14 protein-coding genes are annotated in these 24482 nt (G+C 72.1%); 11 read left to right on the top strand and 3 right to left on the bottom strand.

All coding sequences use genetic code 11. From position 1 onward, the window contains the following. Positions 1–135 precede the first annotated feature (135 nt). The 4 genes from lnt (at position 136) to ABZ576_RS30605 (ending at position 5248) form a co-directional block, all read left to right on the top strand. The gene (gene lnt, locus ABZ576_RS30590) at positions 136–1743 is read left to right on the top strand and encodes an apolipoprotein N-acyltransferase (RefSeq protein ID WP_360747977.1); all 1608 of its coding nucleotides are present in this window, start codon (positions 136–138) and stop codon (positions 1741–1743) included. Positions 1744–1842: 99 nt separating this feature from the next. Further along, positions 1843–2382, top strand: a complete 540-nt coding sequence (locus ABZ576_RS30595) for an NUDIX domain-containing protein (protein WP_360747980.1) — start codon at positions 1843–1845, stop codon at positions 2380–2382. 54 nt (positions 2383–2436) lie between these two features. Further along, the gene (locus ABZ576_RS30600; RefSeq protein ID WP_360747983.1) at positions 2437–3252 is read left to right on the top strand and encodes a 3-hydroxybutyrate dehydrogenase; all 816 of its coding nucleotides are present in this window, start codon (positions 2437–2439) and stop codon (positions 3250–3252) included. Between the two features lie 76 nt (positions 3253–3328). Continuing rightward, positions 3329–5248: a GAF domain-containing protein gene (locus tag ABZ576_RS30605; protein ID WP_360747986.1), complete on the top strand. Its 1920-nt coding sequence runs from the start codon at positions 3329–3331 to the stop codon at positions 5246–5248. A 52-nt stretch (positions 5249–5300) separates the two neighbouring features. Here the strand turns inward: ABZ576_RS30605 and ABZ576_RS30610 are convergent, their stop codons facing one another. Then, positions 5301–6677 carry an MFS transporter gene (locus tag ABZ576_RS30610; RefSeq protein WP_360747989.1) on the bottom strand — a complete coding sequence of 459 codons (1377 nt, stop codon included), beginning with the start codon at positions 6675–6677 and terminating at the stop codon, positions 5301–5303. Positions 6678–7009: 332 nt separating this feature from the next. Further along, positions 7010–9886: an AAA family ATPase gene (locus ABZ576_RS30615; RefSeq protein WP_360747992.1), complete on the bottom strand. Its 2877-nt coding sequence runs from the start codon at positions 9884–9886 to the stop codon at positions 7010–7012. A gap of 320 nt (positions 9887–10206) precedes the next feature. Here ABZ576_RS30615 and ABZ576_RS30620 point away from each other — a divergent pair, with 320 nt between their 5' ends. The 4 genes from ABZ576_RS30620 (at position 10207) to ABZ576_RS30635 (ending at position 13692) form a co-directional block, all read left to right on the top strand. Beyond that, positions 10207–11421: a cytochrome P450 gene (locus tag ABZ576_RS30620; protein WP_360747995.1), complete on the top strand. Its 1215-nt coding sequence runs from the start codon at positions 10207–10209 to the stop codon at positions 11419–11421. 28 nt (positions 11422–11449) lie between these two features. Further along, complete coding sequence (locus ABZ576_RS30625; RefSeq protein ID WP_360747998.1) at positions 11450–12307, top strand: FkbM family methyltransferase; 858 nt, start codon at positions 11450–11452, stop codon at positions 12305–12307. 19 nt (positions 12308–12326) lie between these two features. Continuing rightward, positions 12327–13088 (top strand): alpha/beta fold hydrolase, encoded by a 762-nt coding sequence (locus tag ABZ576_RS30630; RefSeq protein ID WP_360748001.1) that lies wholly within the window; start codon positions 12327–12329, stop codon positions 13086–13088. A 64-nt stretch (positions 13089–13152) separates the two neighbouring features. After that, positions 13153–13692 carry a hypothetical protein gene (locus ABZ576_RS30635; protein ID WP_360748004.1) on the top strand — a complete coding sequence of 180 codons (540 nt, stop codon included), beginning with the start codon at positions 13153–13155 and terminating at the stop codon, positions 13690–13692. A gap of 131 nt (positions 13693–13823) precedes the next feature. Here ABZ576_RS30635 and ABZ576_RS30640 read toward each other — a convergent pair whose 3' ends face one another. Next, positions 13824–15089: a cytochrome P450 gene (locus tag ABZ576_RS30640; protein ID WP_360748007.1), complete on the bottom strand. Its 1266-nt coding sequence runs from the start codon at positions 15087–15089 to the stop codon at positions 13824–13826. A 273-nt stretch (positions 15090–15362) separates the two neighbouring features. On the opposite strand from ABZ576_RS30640, the gene ABZ576_RS30645 reads away from it, so the two are divergent. From ABZ576_RS30645 to ABZ576_RS30655, 3 genes are all read left to right on the top strand, one after another. Next, a complete protein-coding gene (locus tag ABZ576_RS30645; protein ID WP_360748010.1) occupies positions 15363–16547 on the top strand; it encodes a cytochrome P450 in 1185 nt (394 codons plus the stop codon). 78 nt (positions 16548–16625) lie between these two features. Next, on the top strand, positions 16626–17420 hold the full coding sequence (locus ABZ576_RS30650) for a phytanoyl-CoA dioxygenase family protein (protein WP_360748013.1): 795 nt from the start codon (positions 16626–16628) through the stop codon (positions 17418–17420). A 67-nt stretch (positions 17421–17487) separates the two neighbouring features. Continuing rightward, positions 17488–24482 (top strand): amino acid adenylation domain-containing protein (locus ABZ576_RS30655; protein ID WP_360748016.1); only part of this gene is annotated, 6995 nt, incomplete at its 3' end.

Genomic DNA, 24482 nt, shown 5'->3' on the forward strand with positions numbered 1-24482 from the left:
GGCCGCCTTGCGGGACAGGTGCTCACCGGCGACAACCGCCGCCCCCAGGACAGGCGCTCACCAGCGACAACCGCCCCCGCCCGGGCGCCCGCCCACGCTGTCGGCGCCGGCGCCGACCGCCGTACACTCACCCGGGTGACCGTCACCGCACCTTCCGTGGACCAGCAGGACCAGCGTGAGCCGCGCCCCGCCTCCGGCGCGCGCGGCCGCCTGCTGCGCCTGGTCCCGGCCGCCGCCTCCGCGCTCTGCGGAGTGCTGCTCTACGTCAGCTTCCCGCCCCGCACCCTGTGGTGGCTCGCCCTGCCCGCCTTCGCCGGCTTCGGGTGGGTCCTGCGCGGCCGGAGCTGGAAGGCCGCGCTCGGCCTCGGCTACCTCTTCGGCCTCGGCTTCCTGCTGCCGCTGCTGGTGTGGACCGGCGTGGAGGTCGGTCCGGGCCCCTGGCTGGCCCTGGTCGCCATCGAGGCGCTCTTCGTCGCCCTGGTCGGCGTGGGCGTCGCCGCCGTCTCCCGGCTGCCCGCCTGGCCGGTGTGGGCGGCGGCCGTGTGGGTCGCGGGTGAAGCGGCACGCGCGCGTGCCCCGTTCGGGGGTTTCCCCTGGGGCAAGATCGCCTTCGGTCAGGCGGACGGCGTCTTCCTGCCGCTCGCCGCGGTGGGCGGCACCCCCGTGCTCGGTTTCGCGGTCGTCCTGTGCGGATTCGGCCTGTACGAGGCCGGCCGGCTGATCGCCGAGCGGCGCCGCACCCGTTCCGTACGACGCGCCGCCGCGGCCGCCGCGCTGCTGAGCGTCGCCGTACCGGTGGCGGGCGCATTCGCGGCCCGCGCGCTGGTGAGCGACGCGGCGGAGGACGGCACCGCGACCGTGGCGCTCGTCCAGGGCAACGTGCCACGCTCCGGGCTGGAGTTCAACGCCCAGCGGCGGGCCGTGCTCGACTATCACGCGCGCGAGACGCACAAGCTCGCCGCCGCCATCAAGGCGGGCAGGGTTCCCCGGCCGGACTACGTGCTGTGGCCGGAGAACTCCTCCGACATCGACCCCTTCGCGTACCCGGACGCCGCCGCCGTCATCGAGCAGGCCGCCGAGGACGTGGGCGTCCCCGTCTCCGTCGGCGGGGTGGTCGAGCGGGACGGCAGGCTCCTCAACGAGCAGATCCTGTGGGACCCGGTCAAGGGACCGACGCAGACCTACGACAAGCGGCAGATCCAGCCCTTCGGCGAGTTCCTCCCCCTGCGCTCGCTCGTCGGAGCGATCAACGAGGACTGGACCGCCATGGCCCACCAGGACTTCAGCCGGGGCGGCAAGCCGGGCGTCTTCACCATGGACGGCACCAAGGTGGGCCTCGCCACCTGCTACGAGGCCGCCTTCGACTGGGCTGTCCGGGACACCGTGACGCACGGCGCGGAGATGATCTCCGTGCCGAGCAACAACGCCACCTTCGACCGCAGCGAGATGACCTACCAGCAGCTCGCCATGTCCCGCATCCGCGCCGTCGAACACAGCCGCACCGTGACCGTGCCGGTGACCAGCGGTGTCAGCGCGATCATCATGCCCGACGGGAAGATCACCCAGCGGACCGGCATGTTCGTGCCCGCCTACCTGGTCCAGAAGGTGCCGCTGCGCTCGTCCACCACCCCCGCCACCGAGCTGGGCGTCCTGCCGGAGATCGCCCTGGTGCTGGTCGCCGCGGGCGGGATCGGCTGGGCCGTCGGGTCCGGCCTGCGCGCCCGGCGCGCCGGTGACGCGTAGCCGTACCCGTGCCGTACGCGGGTCGTACTGCCTTCGTACGACGGTCGTACGACCCCGGAACCGGCCGTGTGCGGCGCACCCGCCGGTTAGGGTCGGGTCATGGCGATTCCCGATTTCCTCCGCACGCTCAGGGCGTCCGCCGGGCAGCAGCTGCTCTGGCTCCCCGGTGTCACCGCGATCGTCTTCGACGACGAGGGCAGGGTGCTGCTCGGCCGGCGGACCGACACGCGCAAGTGGTCGGTGATCGGCGGCATCCCCGAGCCGGGCGAGCAGCCCGCGGCCTGCGCCGTGCGGGAGGTGTTCGAGGAGACGGCGGTGCACTGCGTCGCCGAGCGCGTGGTCCTGGTCCAGGCCGTGGACCCGGTCACCTACCCCAACGGCGACATCTGCCAGTACATGGACATCACCATCCGCTGCCGGGCCGTGGGCGGCGAGGCCCGGGTCAACGACGACGAGTCGCTGGAGGTCGGCTGGTTCACGGTGGACGCGCTGCCGGAGCTGAACGAGTTCGGGCTCTTCCGGATCAAGCAGGCCATGTCCGAGGAACCCACATGGTTCGACCCCATGACGGCCGACCCTGTGACCGCCGCCCCCATGACCGCCGCCCCTATGACTGCTGGCCCTACGACTGCCGGCTGAAGTATGGGTGGTCGCCACATGTGGTGACCGTGGGGTCCCGCTTAGGGTCGGCACATGACCTCGCCCACCCCCCTCGCCGGCGCCCGGCTCCAGCCCCTCGCTCTCGACCTCGACGGCCGCACCGCCCTCGTCACCGGTGCGGCCAGCGGCATCGGCCGCGCCTGCGCCCTGCGGCTGGCCGCCGCCGGAGCCTCGGTGCGCGCCGTCGACCGGGACGCGGCCGGCCTGGCCGAGCTCGCCCGGCAGGCGGAGCGGGCCGGTGACCTCGCCGGCACCGTCGTACCGCGGGTCGTGGACCTCACCGACCTGGACGCCGCCGAGCGCGCCGCCGCCGGCACGGACGTGCTGGTCAACAACGCCGGGTTGCAGCTGGTGCGGCCCATCGAGGAGTTCCCGCCCGAGGTGTTCCACACGGTGCTGACCGTGATGCTGGAAGCCCCGTTCCGCCTCATCCGCGGCGCCCTCCCGCACATGTACGCGCAGGGCTGGGGCCGCATCGTCAACGTGTCCTCCGTCCATGGTCTGCGCGCCTCCGCCTTCAAGTCCGCCTATGTGGCCGCCAAACACGGCCTCGAAGGCCTGTCGAAGACGGCCGCGCTGGAAGGCGCCGCCCATGGAGTGACCTCCAACTGTGTGAACCCGGCCTATGTGCGCACCCCACTGGTCGAGAAACAGATCGCCGACCAGGCACAGGCGCACGGCATCCCCGAGGAGCGCGTGCTGTCCGAGGTCCTGCTGAAGGACAGCGCGCTCCAGCGGCTCATCGAGCCCGCGGAGGTCGCCGAGGCCGTGGCCTATCTGTGCAGCCCACAGGCGTCCTTCGTCACCGGTACCTCGCTCGTCCTGGACGGCGGGTGGACGGCCCACTGACCGGCCCCGCGGTACCGGCTCCGGGAGTTTTCCACAGGCCTGCCGGGCCCGACGGCCGATACGGAATCCTGTGACCATGTCCCGCGATCATCTTCAGCCGGCCACCTGCGGCAGCGCCGAGGCCCCGTACCTCGACCTGCTGGCCCGCGACGCCTCGGTGGAGGCGTACGAGCAGCCCGTCCTGCGTGCCCGGGCCGAGGGCGAGCCGGCCGGCCGGATAGCCGCGCTGGAACAGGCCAGAGCGCTCGCCCTGCGCGTACGGGCGGAACTGGAGGGGCGCCGGCGGCGCGAGGCGGAGCTGTCGGCGCTCTTCGAGACCGCCCACGACCTCGCCTCACTCCGCGATCTCGACGCCGTCCTCCAGGCGATCGTGCAGCGCGCCCGCTCCCTGCTCGGCACGGATGTCGCCTACCTCAGCCTCAACGACCCGGTGCGCGGCGACACCTACATGCGGGTCACGGAGGGCTCCGTCTCCGCCCGCTTCCAGCAGCTGCGCCTCGGCATGGGCGAAGGGCTCGGCGGACTCGTCGCCCAGACCGCGCGGCCCTACGTCACCGACGACTACTTCAAGGACGACCGCTTCCAGCACACGCTCGCCATCGACACCGGCGTCCGCGACGAGGGCCTCGTCGCCATCCTCGGCGTGCCCCTGATGCTGGGCCCGCACGTCATCGGCGTCCTCTTCGCGGCCGACCGGCGGGCGCGGGTCTTCGAACGCGAGCAGATCGCCCTGCTCGGCTCCTTCGCCGCGCTCGCCGCGGCGGCCATCGACACCGCCAACCTGCTCACCGAGACCCGCTCCGCCCTGGCCCGGCTGGAGCGCGCCAACGAGATCATCCGGGACCGCAGCGGCGTCATCGAGCGCGCGTCCGAGGTCCACGACCGCCTCGCCGAACTCGTCCTGCGCGGCGGGGGAGTTCACGACGTGGCCGCCGCCGTCTCCCAGGTCCTCGCCGGCACCGTCGAGTTCACCGAGGCCGCGGCCGCACCGGCCGGGGCGCTGGAAGCGTCCCGCGCCGAGGCGCACGCCGTACGGCACGGCGGTGACTGGATCGCCGCCGTGACAGCGGGCGGTGAACTGCTCGGCGCCCTGGTGCTGCGCGGCCACCCCGGCCTCGACCCCGTCGACCAGCGCACCCTGGAGCGCGCGGCGATGGTCACCTCCCTGCTGCTGCTCGCCCGTCGCTCCGCGGCGGAGGCCGAACAGCGCGTGCGCGGCGAACTGCTCGACGACCTGCTGGACGCGCGCGACCGCGACCCGCGCCTGCTGCGCGAACGCGCCAGCCGCCTGCACGCGGACCTGGCCGCCACCCACGTCGTCCTCGCCGCCCGCCTCGACGGCCCGGCGGCCGATGCCGACGAGGAGGCCGCGGCCCGCCGCCGGCTGTGGTCCGCCGCCTCCCACCTCGCCGCCACCCGGCACGGCCTGGCCGCGGCCCGTGACGGCGGCACCGTCCTGTTGCTGCCGCTCGGCGCCGGCGACACCGCCACCGAGGTGGCCCGCCGCACCGCCCGCCACCTGGGTACGGCCGTTCACCAGCCCGTCACGGTCGGCGCCTCCGCCCCCGTCACCGACCTCGCCCGGCACCCCGAGACCGTCGCCGCCGCCTACGCCGAGGGCCGCCGCTGCCTGGACGCGCTGCGGCTGCTCGGCCGGAGCGGGGACGGCGCGGCGGCCGAGGACTTCGGCTTCCTCGGCCTGCTCCTCGCGGGCGAACGGGACATCGCCGGCTTCGTCGACCGGACCATCGGCCCGGTGGTGTCGTACGACGAGCGCCGCGGCACGGAGCTGTTGCGCACCCTGGACGCCTACTTCGAAGGCGGGATGAGCCCGGCCCGCACCAAGGACGCGCTGCACGTGCACGTGAACACGGTGGCGCAGCGGCTGGAGCGGGTGGGCCGCCTGCTGGGCGGAGACTGGCAGACACCCGCCCGGGCCCTGGAGATCCAACTCGCCCTGAGACTGCACCGGCTGGCCGCGCCGGGGCCACGCTGACCGGCCCCGCACGGGGGCCGGCCGCTGCGGACGGGCGCGGCGCAGGCGCCGGTCAGCCGGTCCGCGCCTCGACGGCAGGGCTCGCCTCGGCGGGTTCCCCGTCCCCGCCCGCGACCTGGGCGAGATCACGGTGCCGGGTCTCCCGCCCCAGAGCCACCGCGATCAGGGTGAGCACCGCGGCGGCGATCACGTACAGGGCGATGGGGGTGGAGCTGTCGTAGTCGGACAGCAGCGCGGTGGCGATGAGCGGGGCGGGCGCACCGGCCGCCACGGAGGCGAACTGGGCGCCGATGGACGCGCCCGAGTACCGCATCCGGGTGCCGAACATCTCGGAGAAGAACGCGGCCTGGGGCGCGTACATGGCGCCGTGCAGCACCAGCCCGACGGTCACGGCGAGCACCAGGTACCCGAAGGCGCCGGTGTCGACCAGAGAGAAGAACGGGAACATCCATAGACCGACGCCGGCCGCGCCGAGCAGGTACACCGGCCGCCGGCCCACCCGGTCGGAGAGCGCGCCCCAGCCCGGGATGACGGCGAAGTGCACGGCGGAGCCGATGAGTACGGCGTTGAGCGCGGTCTGCTTGGAGACGCCGGCCGAGGTGGTGGCGTAGACGAGGATGAACGCGGTGATCACGTAGTAGCTGATGTTCTCCGCCATACGGGCGCCCATCGCGACGAGCACGTCCCGCCAGTGGTACCGCAGCACCGACACCAGGGGCGGCTTCTCGTCCACGTCGTCCCGGTGCGACTCGGCCCGCCGCAGCGCCTCCTTGAAGACGGGCGATTCGTCGACGGACAGGCGGATCCACAGACCGACGAGCACGAGCACTCCGGAGAGCAGGAACGGGATGCGCCATCCCCAGGAGCCGAAGGCGTCGTCGGACAGTACGGCGGTGAGCAGCGACAGCACGCCGGTCGCGAGGAGCTGCCCGGCCGGTGCGCCGGTCTGCGGCCACGAGGCCCAGAAGCCGCGCCGGCGCGCGTCCCCGTGCTCCGACACCAGCAGGACGGCGCCGCCCCACTCACCACCGAGCGCGAAGCCCTGCACCAGCCGCAGCATGGTGAGCAGCACCGGCGCGGCGGTCCCGACGGTGTCGTACGTGGGCAGCAGACCGATGCCGAAGGTCGCCCCGCCCATCAGCAGCAGGCTCAGCACCAGCAGCTTCTTGCGCCCCAGCCGGTCACCGTAGTGCCCGAAGACCAGCGCTCCCAGCGGGCGGGCCGCGAACCCGACGGCGTACGTCAGGAACGACAGCAGCGTCCCGACGAGAGGATCGGAGTTCGGGAAGAACAGCTTGTTGAACACCAGCGCCGCGGCCGAGCCGTACAGGAAGAAGTCGTACCACTCGATGGTGGTCCCGATGAGGCTGGCGGCGACGATCCTGGGGAGGCTGGCGGGGGGTGGGGGAGCGGTCGTTCCGGAGGCCATGTGCGCCACTTCCTCGTGTGCGGTGGGGACGGGTACGTGTCGGCACACGGTAGGAAGATGCAGGTCATGGGCACATGTGGTGGGGCAACATAGTTCGGGGGTTGGTTATGCGCGCGGCCACCATGCCGGGTCACTTCAGGGCAGGCCGCATCCGCTCACCCCGGCGCCGCGCCGCCGCCCGCCGCTCCTGCTCTCCGATCCAGCGGTCGATGCAGGACTGGTCCCGTGTCTCCACGCTCAACCACGAGACTCGCCGACGCCCCCGCGAAACGGGACAAACACGCCCTCGCCGCGTGACGGAACGGAACCGGGTCCAGGAGCGCGGGGGAACTTCAGCGGTGCTCCGCAGCCGATGTCTCGAGCGCCCGGGAGAGGTCCTCCCGGGAGACGATGCCGAGTTTTCGGTACGCCTGGGTGAGGTGCCACTCCACTGTCTTGACCGTCACGAAGAGCGTCTGGGCGATGTCCCGGTTGCTCAGGCCATCGGCGGCGAGGGCCGCCACCCGTTCCTCGGAGGGCGTCAGCGTGGACGGGGACCGCTTGCGGCGACCCGGGCCGCGGGCCGGGACCCCGAGTGACAGCAGCTCCTCCCGGGCCCGGCCGTGCAGTGGGTACGCCCCGCACTCTGCGGCGAGTTCGACGGCGAGCCGGAGTTGCGCGCGTGCCGGCGAGGACTTGCCGGCCCTGCCCAGCAGCCTGCCGTGGGCGTAGAGGGTGCGGGCCCGTTCGAGGAGGGCCGGTGAGCCGTCCAGCAGGTCGACGGCCTCTTCCAGCAGCCGCAGGGCGCGGTCCGGGGTCGCGGTCGCGGCCAGGGTCCGCAGCACCACGGCAAGGGGACGGGCCGCTCCGAAGCCGTGCGCACGGGCGAGTTCCTCCTTGCCCAACTCCTGTGCCTCCCGCACCCGTCCACTGCGGTGCAGGGCCGTGACGAGCGGGGCCCACATACCCACCGAAGCGGCCGTCGGGCCGAGTTCCGCGTCGAGTCCTCGTCCCCTCAGCAGGTCGGCCACCCCGGCGTCGGTCTGCCCGAGTGCGAGCCGTAGCCGTCCACGGGCGCGCAGCAGAGGGAGGTGGACGGCGGTGTCGCTCTCGGCGTGCAGCAACTCGCGGCTCGACAGTTCGGTGGTGGCCCGCTCCAGTTCACCCAGCTCGATCAGCGACTCGACCAGGGCTGCCGCCGCGATCGGTTGCGCGATCGTGGGGCGGCCCGCTGACTCGCTCGCCTCCAGCGCCGTCGCGGCGAGTTCGGCGGCGGCGGACACCTGACCGAGCTGCAGCTCGACGTAGGCCCGCAGGCAGTGGTCCAGGTGGAAGAGATGGCCTCCCCGGCGCCGGGACTCGTCCGTCACCGTCCGCAGGGCGCGTCGCGCCTGTGGGAGCCGGTCGCAGATCGCCAGGGACCAGGACGCGGTGAGGGCCGCGCTCCAGCCGACGCCGTTCTCGGCGGACAGGCCCGCCCGGCGCAGTACCTGGTCGGCCGAGTCCGCCATCCGCCGGGCGTCCGTGCCGTTCCACAGGTGTTCGAGGAGGCCGTGAACGGTGCCGGGGAAGCCTGTTCCGGCCGTCCGCTCCTCGATCTGGGCCAGGCGCTGCCGCCTGAGGTCACGGGCGCCGGGGGACAACCTGCCGATCCAGGAGAGCGCGTCGTACAGGTCTCCGAGAGTGTCCGACGCCGGGAGTCCGACGATGGTGTCGGCCAGTACGGTGACGGCTTCCTCGAATCGGAAGCCGGCGGCGAGCGCCCAGGCCAGGTCGCGTGCGACGGCGCCGCGCGCGTCCGGTGCGGAGGTGTGCTCCAGGGCCTTCCCGAGGTGTGCGGCGGCCGCCTCGTGGTCGACGGACAGCTCCGCTGTGCCGAGGCGGCTCAGGACCATCGGCAGATCGCGGTCGGCCGGGGGCTCGCGCAGAGCGCGGCGCAGATAGGACACGGCGTCCGGCTCGCCCCGCGCGGTCGCTGCTGCGGCGGCGTCGAGCAGACTTCTGACGGTCCGCTGGTCGGCCCGTGCCGGCGCTTCCAGCAGATGGCCGGCGATCTGCTCCGGTGAGGCCCCGGTGGTGGCCAGCGCACGCGCCGCGCGGGCGTGCAACTGGCTGCGGGTGACCAGCGGGGTGCTGTCCTGGACCGCCGTACACACCAGCGGATGGGTGAACCGCAGTACCGGTCCGTTCACCAGGATCTCCGCGTCGATCAGCGCGGCGAGCGCCTTGTCGACCCCGGCTTCGGCGCGGCCGGTGGTCCGCTCCACCACCCATGGCTCCGTCGCACGGCCCAGCACCGCCACCGCCTGTGCCAGTTCGAGGGACGGCTCCGGAAGGCTGCGCAGCTTGCGGACGATCCAGCGTATGAGACTGCGGGGGGCGCGTTCGGTCAGCCGGTCCAGGCTGGTCCCGGCCGCCCGCCCGGTCCCGGTGGCGGCTTCGTCGAGCACCGCCCGCACCAGCATCGGGTTGCCGTCGGTCGCCTCGAAGAGTGACTCGGCGATCGCCGAGGGGTCGGGTCCGCCGATGGTCTCCGTGACGACCTGTTCCAGGGCCCGCAGGCTCAGCGGCGCCGGCCGGAGCACGGTCGACTCGAACGAGGTGACCACGGCGCTCAGCAGATCGGCGGCCGGACCGGGACCCCGGGGTTCCATGGCGACGGTCAGCACGATGGGGCTCCGCCCGACCCGGGCGGCGAGGTAACTGAGGAACCGTAACGAGGGCAGATCGGCCAGTTGCGCGTCGTCCACCAGGAGGACGAGGCGCCGGTCACCGGCGAGATCCAGAAACACCTGGTGTAATTCGTGGAGCAGTGCGCGCCATTCCGTCGGGCGCGCCTCCTCGGGTAATTCGCCGTGCAGCAGGTGCGCAATGCGCGATGCGTGCAGTCGGGCGGACAGTTCCCCGTCCGGGGGGTCCTCGACCATGGATTCAATCAGTTGCGCGACTGCTCCCAGGGCGAACGAGGCCTCGAATTCGTTGCCTCTCGCATGGAGTACCAGGAACTTGCTGTCGACTGCCTTGCAGTGCAGGTGGTGAAGGAGGCTCGACTTGCCCGTGCCCGGTGCGCCTTCGACCGCTATGACTCCACCGTATCCGCTGCGTAGATCGTCGAGCCTTTTCTCGATCGCGGATATTTCAGCTTGCCGTTCGAGAAGTTCGGTGCGCGTTCTGTCGCATACATTGATTACCACGGTCAGCGTTTCCCCGTATCGCCTGGCCGAGAACATCTCACTGCTATTTACTTGAACGCGTGAAGGAATCCGAGACTACACGACCTCTGCGCGAGCGTCCAGGATGGTTCTGGACAGGTGGCGCTCAACGGCCTTCGTCCCGAAATAAGAAACCCGTTAGTCGGTGTGCTCCTCGCCCTCCGCAATTCCGTGCGGGATGGGTGCCGGGCCGCGTCGCCGCCGGTCGTGTCCGCACCCCAGAGTTTTTGCGACGCCCCCTGGAATCGGGGCGGACGAGGCATGGAGAACACTGGGGTTCTGCCTGGCGCGGGTGTCGGACACACTCGGCTCGTCCCCTCACCCCAGGAGCTTTCGGTATGCCACGTGGTCGGCCGGTCACCGCGCTTTCCTCGCTGGAGCTCTGCGACCCAGACCTCTACGCCCACGGACACCCCGAGGAGCTCTGGCAGCGGATGCGGCGCAGCGCCCCCGTGCACGAGGGCGAGTACGACGGCCGCCGGTTCCACGCCGTGCTGTCGCACACGGAGATCTCCCGGGTCGTCAAGGACACCCGGCACTTCACCTCCCAACAGGGCATGCGGCTGGACCAGAACCCCGCGGCGACGGCGGCGGCCTCGGGCAAGATGCTGATCATCACCGATCCGCCGCGCCACGGCGGGATCCGGCGGATCGTCAGCGGCGCCTTCACCCCGCGCATGGTGGCCCGGCTGGAGCAGAGCATGCGCGAGACGGTCACCGCCGTACTGGACCAGGCCCTGGAGGCCGGCGAGTGCGACTTCACCGACATCGCGGCCCGGCTGCCGCTCTCGGTGATCTGCGACATGCTCGGAGTGCCGCCCGGCGACCGCGACTTCATGCTGGATCGCACCATGGTGGCCTTCGGCGAGGGAGGGCGACCGGCGGCCGACCCGCTCGCGTCGGCCGAGGCGCACGCGGACATCCTGTCGTACTACGAGGAGTTGCTGGCCCGCCGCCGACGCGAACCCCAGGAGGACATCGTCACCGCGCTGGCGCACGGCACGGTCGACGGCGTTCCCCTCACCGACGAGGAGATCTTCCTCAACTGCGACGGGCTCGTCTCGGGAGGCAACGAGACCACGCGGCACGCGAGCGTCGGCGGCCTGCTGGCGCTGGTGCGCCATCCGGCACAGTGGACGATGCTGCGCGAGGATCCGGAACTGCTGCCGACCGCCGTGCAGGAGATCCTGCGGTTCACCAGCCCCGCCATGCACGTGCTGCGCACCGCCACCGCCCCGGTCGAGGTCGCCGGCCACGCGCTGGCCCCTGGAAACCAGGTCGCGCTGTGGCTGGCGGCCGGCAACCGCGACGACACCGTGTTCGAGGATCCCGACCGATTCGACGTGACCCGCCGTCCCAACCCCCACCTCGCCTTCGCGGCCGGCGTCCACTACTGCCTCGGCGCGGCACTCGCGACCCGGGAACTCACCGTCCTCTTCGAGGAACTGCTGCGACGGGTCCGCGACGCCGAGTTGACCGGCCCGCCGCAGCGGACGCGGTCGATCCTGATCTGGGGCTACGACGCGCTGCCCGTGCGACTCGTCGCCGCCTGACCCACCGCGCGAGCCGGAGGAAGCGACCATGAGCGAGGAACGGACCGCGCACGACGTATCCGGCGCGATGCGGCGGGAGGTGAGCCTCCCGGACGGCCGACGGGTGTCGTGCACCAGCCCCGCTGAGGCGCTGCTCATCTGGCGGGAGGCCACGGGCGACGGCCTGTACGGGCTTGCCGCACGCCGGTTGCGCCCCCACGACACGGTTCTCGACATCGGCGCCAACATCGGGCTGGTGTCGATCGCGTTCGCCGACGCGCAGCCCACACTGCGGATCGTCTCCGCCGAACCCGTACCCGACGTCTTCGCCTGTCTGCGGGACAACCTCACCCGCCATGTCCCGGCAGCGACCCCGGTGTGCACCGCCGTGGGAGCCGTGCCCGGTGTCCAGGACTTCACCTACTACCCGGCGGCCCCCGGCAACTCCGGCCTCTACGCCGACCGTGCGGCCGACGACGCCCTCACCAGGACCTTCCTGCGCCACGGTGGTCTCGACGAGGAGGCCGTCGACATGATGATCGACGGACTGCACGAGGGCCGGACCATCCAGGTTCCGGTCACCACCGTCTCCGACCTCATGCGCGAGCACGACCTCCGATCCGTCGCACTGCTCAAGGTCGATGTCGAACGCGCGGAACTCGACGTCCTGCGCGGGGTCGACGCCGCCGACTGGCCGCGTATCGGCGCGGTCGTGGCCGAGGTCCACGACGAGGGCGACCGGCTCGCACGGCTGAGCGAGCTGCTGCGGGAGGTGGGCTTCTCCCTGCGCGTGCGGCAGGACCCCGCGCTGCGGGGCACCGAGATGTACGAGGTCCACGCCTACCGGGCCGAGCACAGCCGGCAACCGGTCGTGACGTACGACGCCCACGGGGAGGCCGGCCGATGACCGCCGAGGAGGCAGGCCGATGAACGTCGAGCAGGCGGCGCTCGTCACGATGGGCACCGAGCGGCCGAGGGCGGACCGGACACTGGTCTGCGTGCCCCACGCCGGGGGCAGCGCCGTGGCCTTCCACTCCTGGCACCGGGTGTTCGGCCCGCGCGGTTTCGCGGTCCGGGCCGTGCACTGGGACCGGCCCGCCGGATCGGACGGCCGCTCCGGAATCGGATGCCGCGCCGCCGCCCTCGCGAGCGCGGTGCGCGAACTGCCGGAGCCGTGGATCCTGCTGGGCCACAGCCTCGGCGCGCTGATCGCCGCGGAGACGCTGCGCCTGCTGGAGGACTCGGCCGGGCCGCTCCCGGAGCTCACGGTGCTGTGCGCCGCCGCGCCTCCCGGCTCCCGGCGGACCTTTCCACCCGATGTGCTCAGCGCCTCCGACGAGCACATGACCGCCTATGTCCGACGGCTCGGCGGCACGGACGAAAGCCTCCTGACCGACCCCGAGTTCGGCCCGCAGCTCCTGGCCGGGCTGCGGGCCGACCTGGATCTCATCGAGCGGTACACCCCGGATTTCACGCACCCGTTGAAGTCGCCGGTCTCGGTGTACGGAGCCGCGGCGGACCTCGACGTCCCGGCCGAGTCGCTGGAGGGGTGGCGGGAGCTGGCCCCGCAAGCCCGGATACGCGTCTTCGACGGCACCCACTTCTTCCCGCACGAGGACCCGGCCGCGGTCTGCCGGGCGGTGACGGCGGACTGCACGCAGGACGACCGCCACCGGGCCCGGGACTAGACTCGCCCGGTGCCGACACACCGTCCGGGCCCACCTTCCCCGCACCCCGTACTCGGAGCCGTCCGTGTCCGATAGGCCACCGAACCCCTACACGACCGCCGCGCTGGCCCGTCTGGTCCTCGCCGACCGGGCCCGCGACACCGTCGACGAGGCACTCCGTCTGGTTCCCACCCTGGACGACGACCGGTACACCGCGCAGGAACTGCTGCTCCAGGCCCTCCGGGTGCGCTCGTGCGTCGACAGACTGGTGGAAGCCGCCGTCCTGCACGCACGGGAGAACGGCACCGACTGGACCGGCATCGCGGTCGCGATGGGCATCCGCACCGAGTCCGTCGCCGAGCGGTGGCTGCCGCGGGAGCAGCGCTGGCAGGCAGGGCTGGCCCAGCCGATGCGGCAAGAGCCCGGAGACGACCTCCCGGAACTGACCATCCCGCAGGCCGCCTACGCGCCGCAGGCCTACGCCCACGACCTCGACCACTGGGCCGGCCGCCACCTCGATCCCGTCGAGAGTGAACGATGGCGCGACCGAGGGCTCGACGCGACCCGCCCCGTGTCCGGAGGACTGACGCGGAACCCGGACGAGGCCGACGCCGGCGACCGGTGAGACCACCTGGCGTCAGCGGCACCCTCGCCGCCGGCGGACGTGCTGCCGGCCCGTGGGTCCCCGCCAGGCGGACCTGCTGCCGGGCCACAGTGTCCCCGCCGACAGGCGACGTGCCGTCCGGCCCGGGGCGGTCAGGCGGGCCGTAAGACCCTGCCCGGCTGGGCTCCGTTCAGCAGCAGCGGCAGGCGCTCCAGCTTGCGCATGCCTGACACCGGCTGCCAGTTCAACTCCTCGGGGCTCACGGCCAGTGACAGGGAGGGCCAACGGGTGAGCAATCGGCTGAGGGCGATCTCGGCCTGGTGGCGGGCCAGGCCGGCGCCGAGGCAGTAGTGCGGGCCGGCCCCGAAGGACACATGTGCCTCCCCGCGGGTGCGGTGCCGGCGGGTGACGTCCAGGCGCTCCGGGTCCGGGAACTCCCGAGGGTCGTGATTGGCGCCGCTCAGCGCGGCCATCACCGCGTCCCCCGCCTGGAACGACGCCCAGCCGAGGTCGGCGTCCTCGGTGACGTACCGCAGCCGCGACACCAGGACGGGTCCGCACCACCGCAGCAACTCGTGCACCGCCTGCGGCATCAGCTCCGGGTCGGCGCGCACCAGCGCCAGCTGGTCGGGGTGGGTCAGCAGAGCCCAGACGCCGTTGGCGAGGAAGTTGGCCGTCGTGTCGTGTCCCGCGATGACCAGGCTGAGCACCATCGTGACCAGTTCCCGGTCGGTGAGCCGGTCACCGTCCTGCGCCCGGATCAGCTCGCTGATCAGGTCGTCCGCCGGCCGGGCTCGGCGCCGTTCGACCAGCGCCTGTGTGTAGTCCACGAGCGGTCCGAGCGTCTCGCCCAGTTTCTCCTGCTCGAACGACAGGGCGTGGGTCCAGCGCAGCCAGGCGGGCCGGTCGGCCATCGGCACGCCGACGAGTTCACAGATCACCGTGATGGGCAGCGGATAGGCGAACAGGCTGAGGAAGTCGACGACACCGTCCTCGGCGTGTTCCGCCATCTCGTCCAGGAGATCGTCCGTGAGCCGCTCGATACGCGGACGGAGGGCGAGGATCCGCCGCGCGGTGAACGCGGGTGCCACCAGTCGCCGCAACCGGCTGTGGCCCGCGCCGTCGTTGTCGAGGAGGGTGTCCGCGAGATACGGGATGAGATCCTCGGCGAGACCCAGCTTCCGCATCGCGTTGACCTGCATGAGCGGTGCACCAGCCGAGGCCGGATCGTTCGCGAACCGGGGGTCGGCGAGCACCGACCGTACGCCCTCGTGGCGTCCGACCACCCACATCAACGACCCGTCGAGCGAGCGCATGGGACAGGCGGCCGCCTGCTCCCGCATGTGCGTGTACACGGCGTGCGGGTCGGTGAGGACATCGGGCGGCGGCTGCTGATCACTGACAGGCTGACCACTCACGGATGCCCTCCGTTTGCACCGGATACGCTCGCTGCCCCCACCCTCCGTGTCCGGGCCCGCCCCCACAACCCTGGACTACGCAGCGTCCGTGCCGGCTCATCCTGGGGTTGTTCTGGGGTGCTCCCCTGGTGCGGTGAGCGACCGTCGTCGCGAAGGATTGCCGAAGATCTTCCGAAAGCACGACGGGGGCGATGTGAGCGTGGACGGATCTTCGGCAGGTATACGCGTATGCGGTGAATCGGTGCGTGCACGCGTCCGCGCCGAATCGGCATCATGACGGCCCCGGCGTACTCGCTCGACGGCGGACGCTCGCTGCACCGGTGGCTGCGGGACATGCGGACGCACCACCCGGTGCACCGCGACCCCCTCACCCGGGTGTGGACGCTCTACCGGCACGGTGACATCACACGGGCCACCGCCGACCCGGCCACCTTCTCGTCGGAGCTGTGGCGGTATCTGCCCGGGGAGATGGGCACCGGTGATCTCACCGCGGGTAACCTGACGGCGATGGATCCGCCCCGGCACCGCCTGGTGCGTGATCTGGTCAGCCGCTCGTTCACGGCTCGCGCGGTCGCGGGACTGCGGCCCGGGATCGCGGCCATCACGGATCGACTGCTCGACGCCGTCGCCGACCGCGGCGAGATGGACGTCGTCGCCGATCTCTCCGATCCGCTGCCCGTCCTGGTGATCGCCGAGCTGCTCGGTCTGCCGCAGGAGGAGGGAGAGCTGTTCCGCGACTGGGCACAGCGCCTGCTCTCCTTCGACAAGGGCGACCTGACGGACGAGGCCGTCCGCAGACGCGTGACGGACACCCAGAAGGAACTGCTGGACCACCTGAGGGTCCACTGCCGGCGACGCCGGGCCGACCCCCAGGACGATCTGATCAGCCATCTCACCCGGGCCGAGGTCGACGGGGAGCGGCTCACCGAGGAGGAGGTGGTGAACTTCGCCAACCTCCTCCTGCTCGCCGGCCATGTGACGACCACGCTGCTGCTGGCGAACATCGTCCTGACACTCGCCGAGCACCCCGCCGCGGAGGCTGCGATACGCGCCGACCGGGCACTGATCCCGGGAGCCATCGAGGAGACCCTTCGCTACCGGCCGGTGATCGTCAGCAACATGCGGGTCACCACCCGCCCGGTCACGGTCGGCACGGAGCGGCTGCCGGCGGGCCAGTTCGTGTCGCTGTCGTTCATCTCCGGCAACCGCGACGAACAGCACTTCACCGACGCCGACCGGTTCGACATCCACCGTGACACCCGTCGGCATCTGGGGTTCGGCCACGGCATCCACTACTGCCTGGGCGCCCCGCTGGCCCGCCTCGAACTGGGCATCGCGCTGGAGGCGATGCTCGACCGGTTCAGCCGGTTCGAGGTGACGGGCACGCCCGTCGACTACTACGACACGCCCGGGGTCGCCGGTCCGCGTTCCCTGCACGTCGCCTTCCGCCACCACTGATCCGACACCACGGGTCGCCGCACCTGACGCGACCGTCGGTCACCACGTCCTGCCGACCAGGTCCACGCGGAGAAACCCATGAGACTCACCGAGGAACAACTCGCCAGCTACCACAACGACGGATTCGTCCTGCTGGAGAACGTGTTCTCCGCCGATGAGGTCGAGAACCTGTGCAACGCGCTGGCAGAGGACCAGCGCGTGCCCGGCCCACGGCTGATCACCGAGAACGATGGCGTCACCCCCCGGTCGATCTACGCCTCGCACACCCGCCACCCGGTCTTCGAACGGCTGGTGCGCACCGAGCGGCTGCTCGGCCCGGCCCGGCAGATCGCCGACGACGACCTGTACGTCCACCAGATGAAGGTCAACTCCAAGCAGGCCTTCGGCGGCGGGGAGTGGGCGTGGCACCAGGACTACATCGTCTGGCGCGACGCCGACAACATGCGGGCCGCCTCCCAGGTCAACGTCGCGCTCTTCCTCGACGACGTCACCGAGTTCAACGGCCCGGTGGTCTTCCTGCGCGGCTCGCACCGGCTGGGCACGCTGGAACGCGGCGCGTCCGCGCGGGACCACGGTTCCGGCCACATCGACCCCGACGAGTACTCCCTGACCCCCGTCGAACTCGCCGATCTGGTCAAGCAGCACGAGATGGTCAGCCCGAAGGGAGCGCGGGGCAGCGTATTGCTGTTCAGCCCGCAGATCGTCCACGGCTCCGGGACCAACGTCTCCCCCTTCGCCCGCCGTTTGCTGATCTGCACCTACAACCCGGTGTCGGCCGCGCCGTCCCCGGTCGGCGCACCGCGCCCCGATCACCTCGTCGGCCGCGACCACACGCCGCTGCGGATCGACCACGGCCGGCTCGACCGTCCCTGAACGCGACCCTTCCGCACGACCGTTTCCGAGCACGATCCGCCGCCCCGACGACCCGATGGAAGTGAGCATGAGCTCTGCTGATGTAGCGGCCGCCACTCGACTGCCCGGCGCGCGGCACACAATCGTCCGGCTGTACGAGTCGATGGTCGAGGCGCACCCCGACGCGCCGGCGATCACCGACGGGAGCCGCTCGTGGTCGTACCGGGAGCTGAACGCGGCGGCCAACCGCGTCGCGTGGTGGCTGATCGGGCGGGGCGTCGGGCCCGAGCGGACGGTGGGCGTCGCCCTCCCGCGCGGCCTCGACCAGGTCGCCGCGCTGCTCGGCACGCTCAAGGCGGGCGCCGTCTATCTGCCGCTCGACCCGGTCCTGCCGGCAGAGCGCATCGGATACCTGCTGGACGACGCCGCCCCCAGCCTGGTCCTGACCGACGGCACGGGCACCGGCTTCCCCGGGGCCGTCGACATCGGCGACCCGTCCGTCGTCGCAGCGTGGGCCGCACACCGAGAGGACGACCCCGGAGACGACGACCGGGTCCACGCGCTCACCGCGGACCACCTCGCGTACGTCATCTACACCTCCGGCTCCACCGGCACACCGAAGGGCGTGGGCGTCAGCCACGGCAGCGCCGTCAACCTCGCCCACACCGTCACCGGCCAGTACGCCCCCGGCGACACCCCGCGCGTGCTCCAGCTGGCGTCGCTCGGCTTCGACGTGGCGATCTGGGAGCTGCTCACCGCCGTGGCCACCGGCGGCACCCTGGTCGTCCCCCGCGCCGAGCAACTGGTGGGCGACGACCTGCTCCGGGTGCTGCGCGAGGAACGGATCACCTGTGTCACGCTCCCGGTACCGGTGCTGGCCTCACTGCCGGCGGACGCCGAGAACCAGCTGCCCGGCCTGACCACCGTGCACATCGGTGGCGAGACCTGCCCGCCCGAGCTGGTACGCCGCTGGTCGACGGGGCGCCGGCTGATCAACGGGTACGGCGCCACCGAGACCACCGTCGCCGCCACCCTCACCGCACCACTGACCGGCACCCGCGCCCTGATCGGCACCCCCATCGAGCACACCCGCGTCCACGTCCTGGACGACGCCCTCGCGCACCGCGCCCCGGGGCAGCCGGGCGAGCTGTACGTCGCGGGCGCCAACGTGGCACGCGGATACCTGCGCCGCCCCGGCCTGACCGCCACCCGCTTCCTCGCCGACCCCTACGGGCCGCCCGGTGCACGGATGTACCGCACCGGCGATGTCGGCGTGCGGCACCCGGACGGACGGCTGGAGTTCCTGCGCCGCGCCGACGACCAGGTCAAGATCCGAGGCGCCCGGGTCGAGCCCGGCGAGCTCGAAGCGGTGCTGCGGCGGCGGGCCGACCTCGTGGACGCGGCCGTCGCCGTACGCGCCGACACCCGCGGCGAACCGCGCCTCGTCGCCTACGTGGTGCCGTCCCCGTCCAGCGCGACGAGCGCGGCGGAGCTGCGCGACGAACTGCGCGCCACACTGCCGCCGTCCCTCGTCCCGGCGAGCGTCGTGCCCCTCGACAGCCTGCCGCTGACCCCGAACGGCAAGGTCGACCGCGACGCCCTCCCCGACCCCCGCTACACCCCGGCCGGGCTCCAGCGGACCGCGCGCAGCCCGCTGGAGGACATGCTCCGGACGCTGTTCGCCGAGATCCTCGAACTGCCCCAGACCGGATTCGACGACGACTTCTTCGACCTGGGCGGACACTCCCTGCTGGCCGGCCGGCTCATCGGCCGGATCCGGGGCGCTCTCGGCCTCCACGTCGACATGCGGGACTTCTTCGAAAGGCCGACCCCGGCGGGCCTCGCCGCACACCTCCAGCGGCAGGAGGCCAGCCCGGCCCGCGCGGAGCTGACCCCGCTGCCACGGCCCGAGCGGATCCCGCTGTCCTTCGCACAGGCACGCCTGTGGTTCCTGCACCGGCTCGAAGGCCCGTCGGCGACCTACAACATGCCGCTCGCCCTCCACCTGACCGGCGTGGTCGACACCGCCGCGCTCGCGGAGGCCCTGGCCGACGTCGTCCGGCGGCACGAACCGCTGCGCACCCTCTTCCCCGAGACCGACGGACAGCCGTACCAGCGGATCGCCGACCCCGACGAGGTACGTCCCGACCTGCCCGTCCGCCGGATCGACGCGGCGGACCTGGACGAGGAACTGCGCCGGTCCGCGCGGTACGAATTCGACCTGGCACGTCAGTTCCCCATCCGGGCCGAACTGCTCATCCTGGGCCCCGACGAGTCCGTGCTGATGCTCGTCATCCACCACATCGCCGGTGACGGCTGGTCCGGGGCGCCGCTGGCCCGCGACCTGGTCACCGCCTACTCCGCGCGGCGCGACGACACGGCACCGCAGTGGCTGCCGCTCCCGGTCCAGTACGCCGACTACACGCTCTGGCAGCGCGCGCTGCTCGGCGACGAGAACGACCCGACCGGCCTCCTGAACGAGCAGTTGCGGTACTGGCGCGGGCAACTCGCCGAGCTGCCCGACGAGATCACCGTGCACGGCGACCGGCCCCGCCCCGCCGTGGCGACCTACCGGGGCGGCGTCGTCCCGATCACCCTGGACGCGGAACTGCACGCCGCGGTCACGGAACTCGCCCGGGACAACGGCGCCACCGTCTACATGGTTCTGCAGGCGACCCTCGCGGCCCTGCTGACCCGGCTCGGCGCGGGCACCGACATCGCCATCGGCGCCGGTGTCGCCGGCCGGTCCGAGCCCGCCCTCGACGACCTGGTCGGACTCTTCGTCAACATGCTGGTGCTGCGCACCGACACGTCCGGCTCCCCGAGGTTCGCGGAACTGCTCGATCAGGTGCGCGACACCAGCCTCGCGGCGTACAGCCACCAGGACATCCCGTTCGAGCACCTGGTGGAGAGCCTCAACCCGCACCGGAGCGCCGGGCGCCAATCGCTGTTCCAGGTCGCCCTGGTCCTGCAGAACAACACCTCTGTCCCGTTCGACCTGCCCGGACTCCGGGTACGCGCCGAGGCGGTACCGACCGGTACCGCCCGCTTCGACCTCTCGCTGAGCGTCACGGAGAACACGGCACCCGACGGCACCCCGGCCGGCATCGGCGGGACGGTGGAGTACGCCACCGACCTCTACGACCGGCCGACGGTGCAGGCCGTCGTCGAGCGCTGGACCCGGCTGATCCGCCAGGTCGTGGCGGACCCCGGCCGCCGGATCGACACCCTGGACGTCATCACCCCCGACGACGAGTCGCGGCTGGCCGGATGGCGCCGGTACGAGCGGGACGTCGAGCCGCTGACGTTCAGCGAACTGTTCGAACGGCAGGCGGCGGCCACCCCCGGCGCCGTCGCCGTGAGCGACGGCGCCGACACCTGGACCTACGGCGAGCTGAACCGGCACGCCAACCACATCGCCGGCCGGCTCATCGACCGGGGCATCGGCCCGGAAGACCTGGTCGGCATCGCGGTGCCGCGCTCAGCCCGCCTGGTCGCCGTCCTGCTGGGAGTGCTCAAGGCCGGTGCTGCGTACGTACCGGTGGACCTCGTCTTCCCGGCGGGCCGCAACCGGCATGTGCTCACCGACTCGGCCCCCCGGCTGGTGCTGACCTCCCGCGCCGCAGCCGAGGACCTGCCCTCCGACCTGACCTGCGAACTGGTCATGGTCGACGAGGACGGGTTCATGCGCGGTGGGCCGGGCCGGGAGGACAACCCCACCGATCGTCACCGCGTCCGCCCCCTGGTCGTCGACCACCCGGCGTACGTCATCTACACCTCCGGTTCGACCGGCCGCCCCAAGGGCGTCGTGGTGACCCACCGCGGCCTCGCGGCCTTCGCCGAGACCCTGCGGCAACGCTGCGCGGCGGACGAGAACAGCCGCGTACTCCAGCTGTCGTCGCCCAGCGTGGACGCCTCGGTACTGGAGATGGTGTGGGCGTTCAGCTCCGGGGCCCGGCTGGTCATCGCCGGCCAGCACCGTCTGGCCGGCGACGAACTCGCCCAGGCACTCGCCGAGCACCACATCACCCACGCGCACATCCCGCCGTCCGCACTGAGCACCCTGGCACCGGAGACGGCCGGCCGGCTGCCCGAGTTCCGCATGCTCAGCGTCGGCGCGGAGGCATGCCCGCCCGACCTCGTGCGACTGTGGCTGCCGGGCCGCGAATTCGTGAACGCCTACGGCCCGACCGAGTGCACCGTCGCCGCCTCGCACACCTTCCCGCTGACCGAGGCGCGCGCACCGATCGGCAGGCCGGTGCTCGACGCCGAACTGCACGTCCTCGACGAGACCCTCCGGCCCGCCGCCCCCGGCGTACCGGGCGAGCTGTACATCGGCGGCGCGGGCCTGGCCAGGGGCTACCTCGGCCGGGGCGGCCTGACGGCGTCACGGTTCGTCGCGAACCCGTTCGGCACCCCCGGTTCGAGGATGTACCGGACCGGCGACGTCGTCCGCTGGAACGCCGATGGAGAACTGGAGTACCTGGGACGCTCCGACGAGCAGGTGAAGATCCGTGGCTTCCGCGTCGAACCAGGCGAGATCGAGCGCGTCCTGGCGAACCATCCGTCGGTGGAGCGGGCGGTGGTGGTACCGCGCCGGGACCGTTCGGGAGCCGTCTCCCTGGCCGCGTACACCGTGCTGGCGGCGCGGGCGACGGCCGAAGGCTTCGACGATCAGCTCTCCGAGTGGAACGACCTCTACGACCAGGTCTACACCGGCTTCTCCGGGGACGCGGGCAACGACTTCGTGGGCTGGAACAGCTCGTTCACCGGCGGCCCCATCCCCGTCGAGGAGATGCGGGCATGGCAGCGCGCCGCGGTGGACGCAGTGCTGCGGTTCCGCCCCGCCCGGGTCCTGGAGATCGGCGCGGGTTCCGGTCTGCTGATGACCCCGCTGGCGGACGAAGTCGACGAGTACTGGGGCACCGACCTCTCGCAGGTCTCCGTCGACCGCCTCCGTGACTTCGCCCGCCAACGCGGCTGGGATCACGTGCGGCTGTCCTGCCAGGCGGCGCACGACCTCTCCGGGCTGCCCCGCAGCCGATTCGACACCGTCGTCATCAACTCGGTGGTGCAGTACTTCCCGAGCGCCGACTATCTGCGCGATGTGCTGACACGGGTCATGGATCTCCTCGCCGACGGCGGCAGGGTGATCGTCGGCGATGTCCGGCACTACGGACTGCTCCGTGTGTTCCAGACTGCCGTCCACGACTTCCGCGGCACTTCAGGAGCGCGCGCGGCGGTCGAGCGCGCGATCGCGGTGGAGAAGGAACTGCTGCTGGCTCCGGAGTTCTTCACCTCCTTCGAGCATCCGGCGCTCTCCGGTGTCGAGGTGTCGCTGAAGGCGGGCGGGGCGTCGGCCGAACTGTCCGGCTACCGCTACGAGGTCGTCCTGCACACCGCACCGGCGCGGCGGCTCGCCGACCTGCCCGTCCTCGTATGGGGCCGCGACATCACCGATCTGGGCCGGCTGACCGGCCCGGCACGGGTGACGAACATCCCGAACCCCCGGCTGGCCGACGGCGTCGCCGCGATACGGGCGCTGGACGGCGCGGACGCGGTGCCGACCCCGCCAGGGCCCGAGCTGGAGCCCGAGACGGTGCGGCAATGGGCGGCGGCACACGGTATGCGGGCGGTGCCGACCTGGTCGTCGCAGCGCTGGAACACCTACGACGTGGTGCTGACGGACGCCGCCGAGGCGGAGCCGCTGGCCGAGGTGTACCGCCCCGCCGAGGCCGTCGAGCAGGCCAACGTGCCCGCGGTGGCCCGTACGGTCGGCGAACTGGTCTCCGAACTGCGCGCGACCCTGAAGGGACAGCTGCCGGACTACATGGTTCCGGCGACGATCACCCCGATCGAGCGGATTCCGGTCACCCCGAACGGAAAGATCGACCGCCGAGCGCTGCCCGACCCGGAGGTCATGGTCTCGGACGGCCGGCGGCCGCGCACCCCGCAGGAGCAGATCCTGTGCGAGCTGTACGCCGACATCCTGGGCCTCGAGCGGGTCGGACCCGACGACAGCTTCTTCGATCTGGGCGGCCACTCCCTGCTCGCCACCCGGCTGACCAGCCGCATCCGCTCGGTACTGGGCGTGGAAGCGCTCCTGCGCCAGATCTTCGCGGCGCCTTCGCCGGCGGAGTTGGCGGTGGTGCTGGGGGAGGGGCAGGGCCGGGTCCAGATGGCGCTGGAGCGGGTGGCGCGTCCTGTGTTGCTGCCGTTGTCGTCGGCTCAGCAGCGGTTGTGGTTCCTGCATCGGCTGGAGGGTCCGTCGGCGACGTACAACTCGCCGTTGGCGCTCAGGTTGTCGGGGGCGTTGGACGTGGAGGCGTTGCGGGCCGCGCTGGGTGATGTGGTGGGTCGTCACGAGGCGTTGCGGACGGTGTTCGCCGAATCGGAGGGGGTGCCGTATCAGCGGGTTGTGGATGCCGCTGGGGTCGAGCTGCCGGTGCGTGAGGTGTCGGAGGAGGAGTTGCCGGGGGTGTTGCGGGAGGCAGCGCGTTACGCCTTCGATCTCTCGCGTGAGATTCCGTTGAGGGCGGAAGTGTTCGCCACGGGCCGGGACGAGTGGGTGCTGCTGCTGGTGGTGCATCACATCGCGGCGGACGGCTGGTCGTTGGGTCCGCTGGCGCGGGATCTGGCCAGGGCGTACACGGATCGGCGTGCGGGTCGTGTTCCGTCGTGGGCGCCGTTGCCGGTGCAGTACGCGGATTACACGCTGTGGCAGCGGCGGCTTCTCGGTGACGAGGGTGACCCGGACAGTGTGTTCGGGCGTCAGCTTGCGTACTGGCGTGAGAGGTTGGCGGGGTTGCCGGAGCAGGTGACGCTGCCGGCGGACCGGGCCCGGCCGCAGACGGCGTCCTATGCGGGCGAGGTGTGCATGTTCCGCATCGACGCGGATCTGCATGCCGGTCTGCTCGGGCTGGCGCGGCAGAGCGGGGCGACGCTCTTCATGGTGCTCCAGGCGGCGCTTGCCGCTGTGCTGACACGCTCGGGTGCGGGGACGGACATTCCGATCGGCAGTCCCGTCGCCGGGCGTACCGACGAGGCGCTGGATGATCTGGTGGGTTTCTTCGTCAACACTTT

Origin of the sequence: Streptomyces sp. NPDC013455 (genome assembly GCF_040632975.1) — a bacterium.
GTDB lineage: Bacteria > Actinomycetota > Actinomycetes > Streptomycetales > Streptomycetaceae > Streptomyces.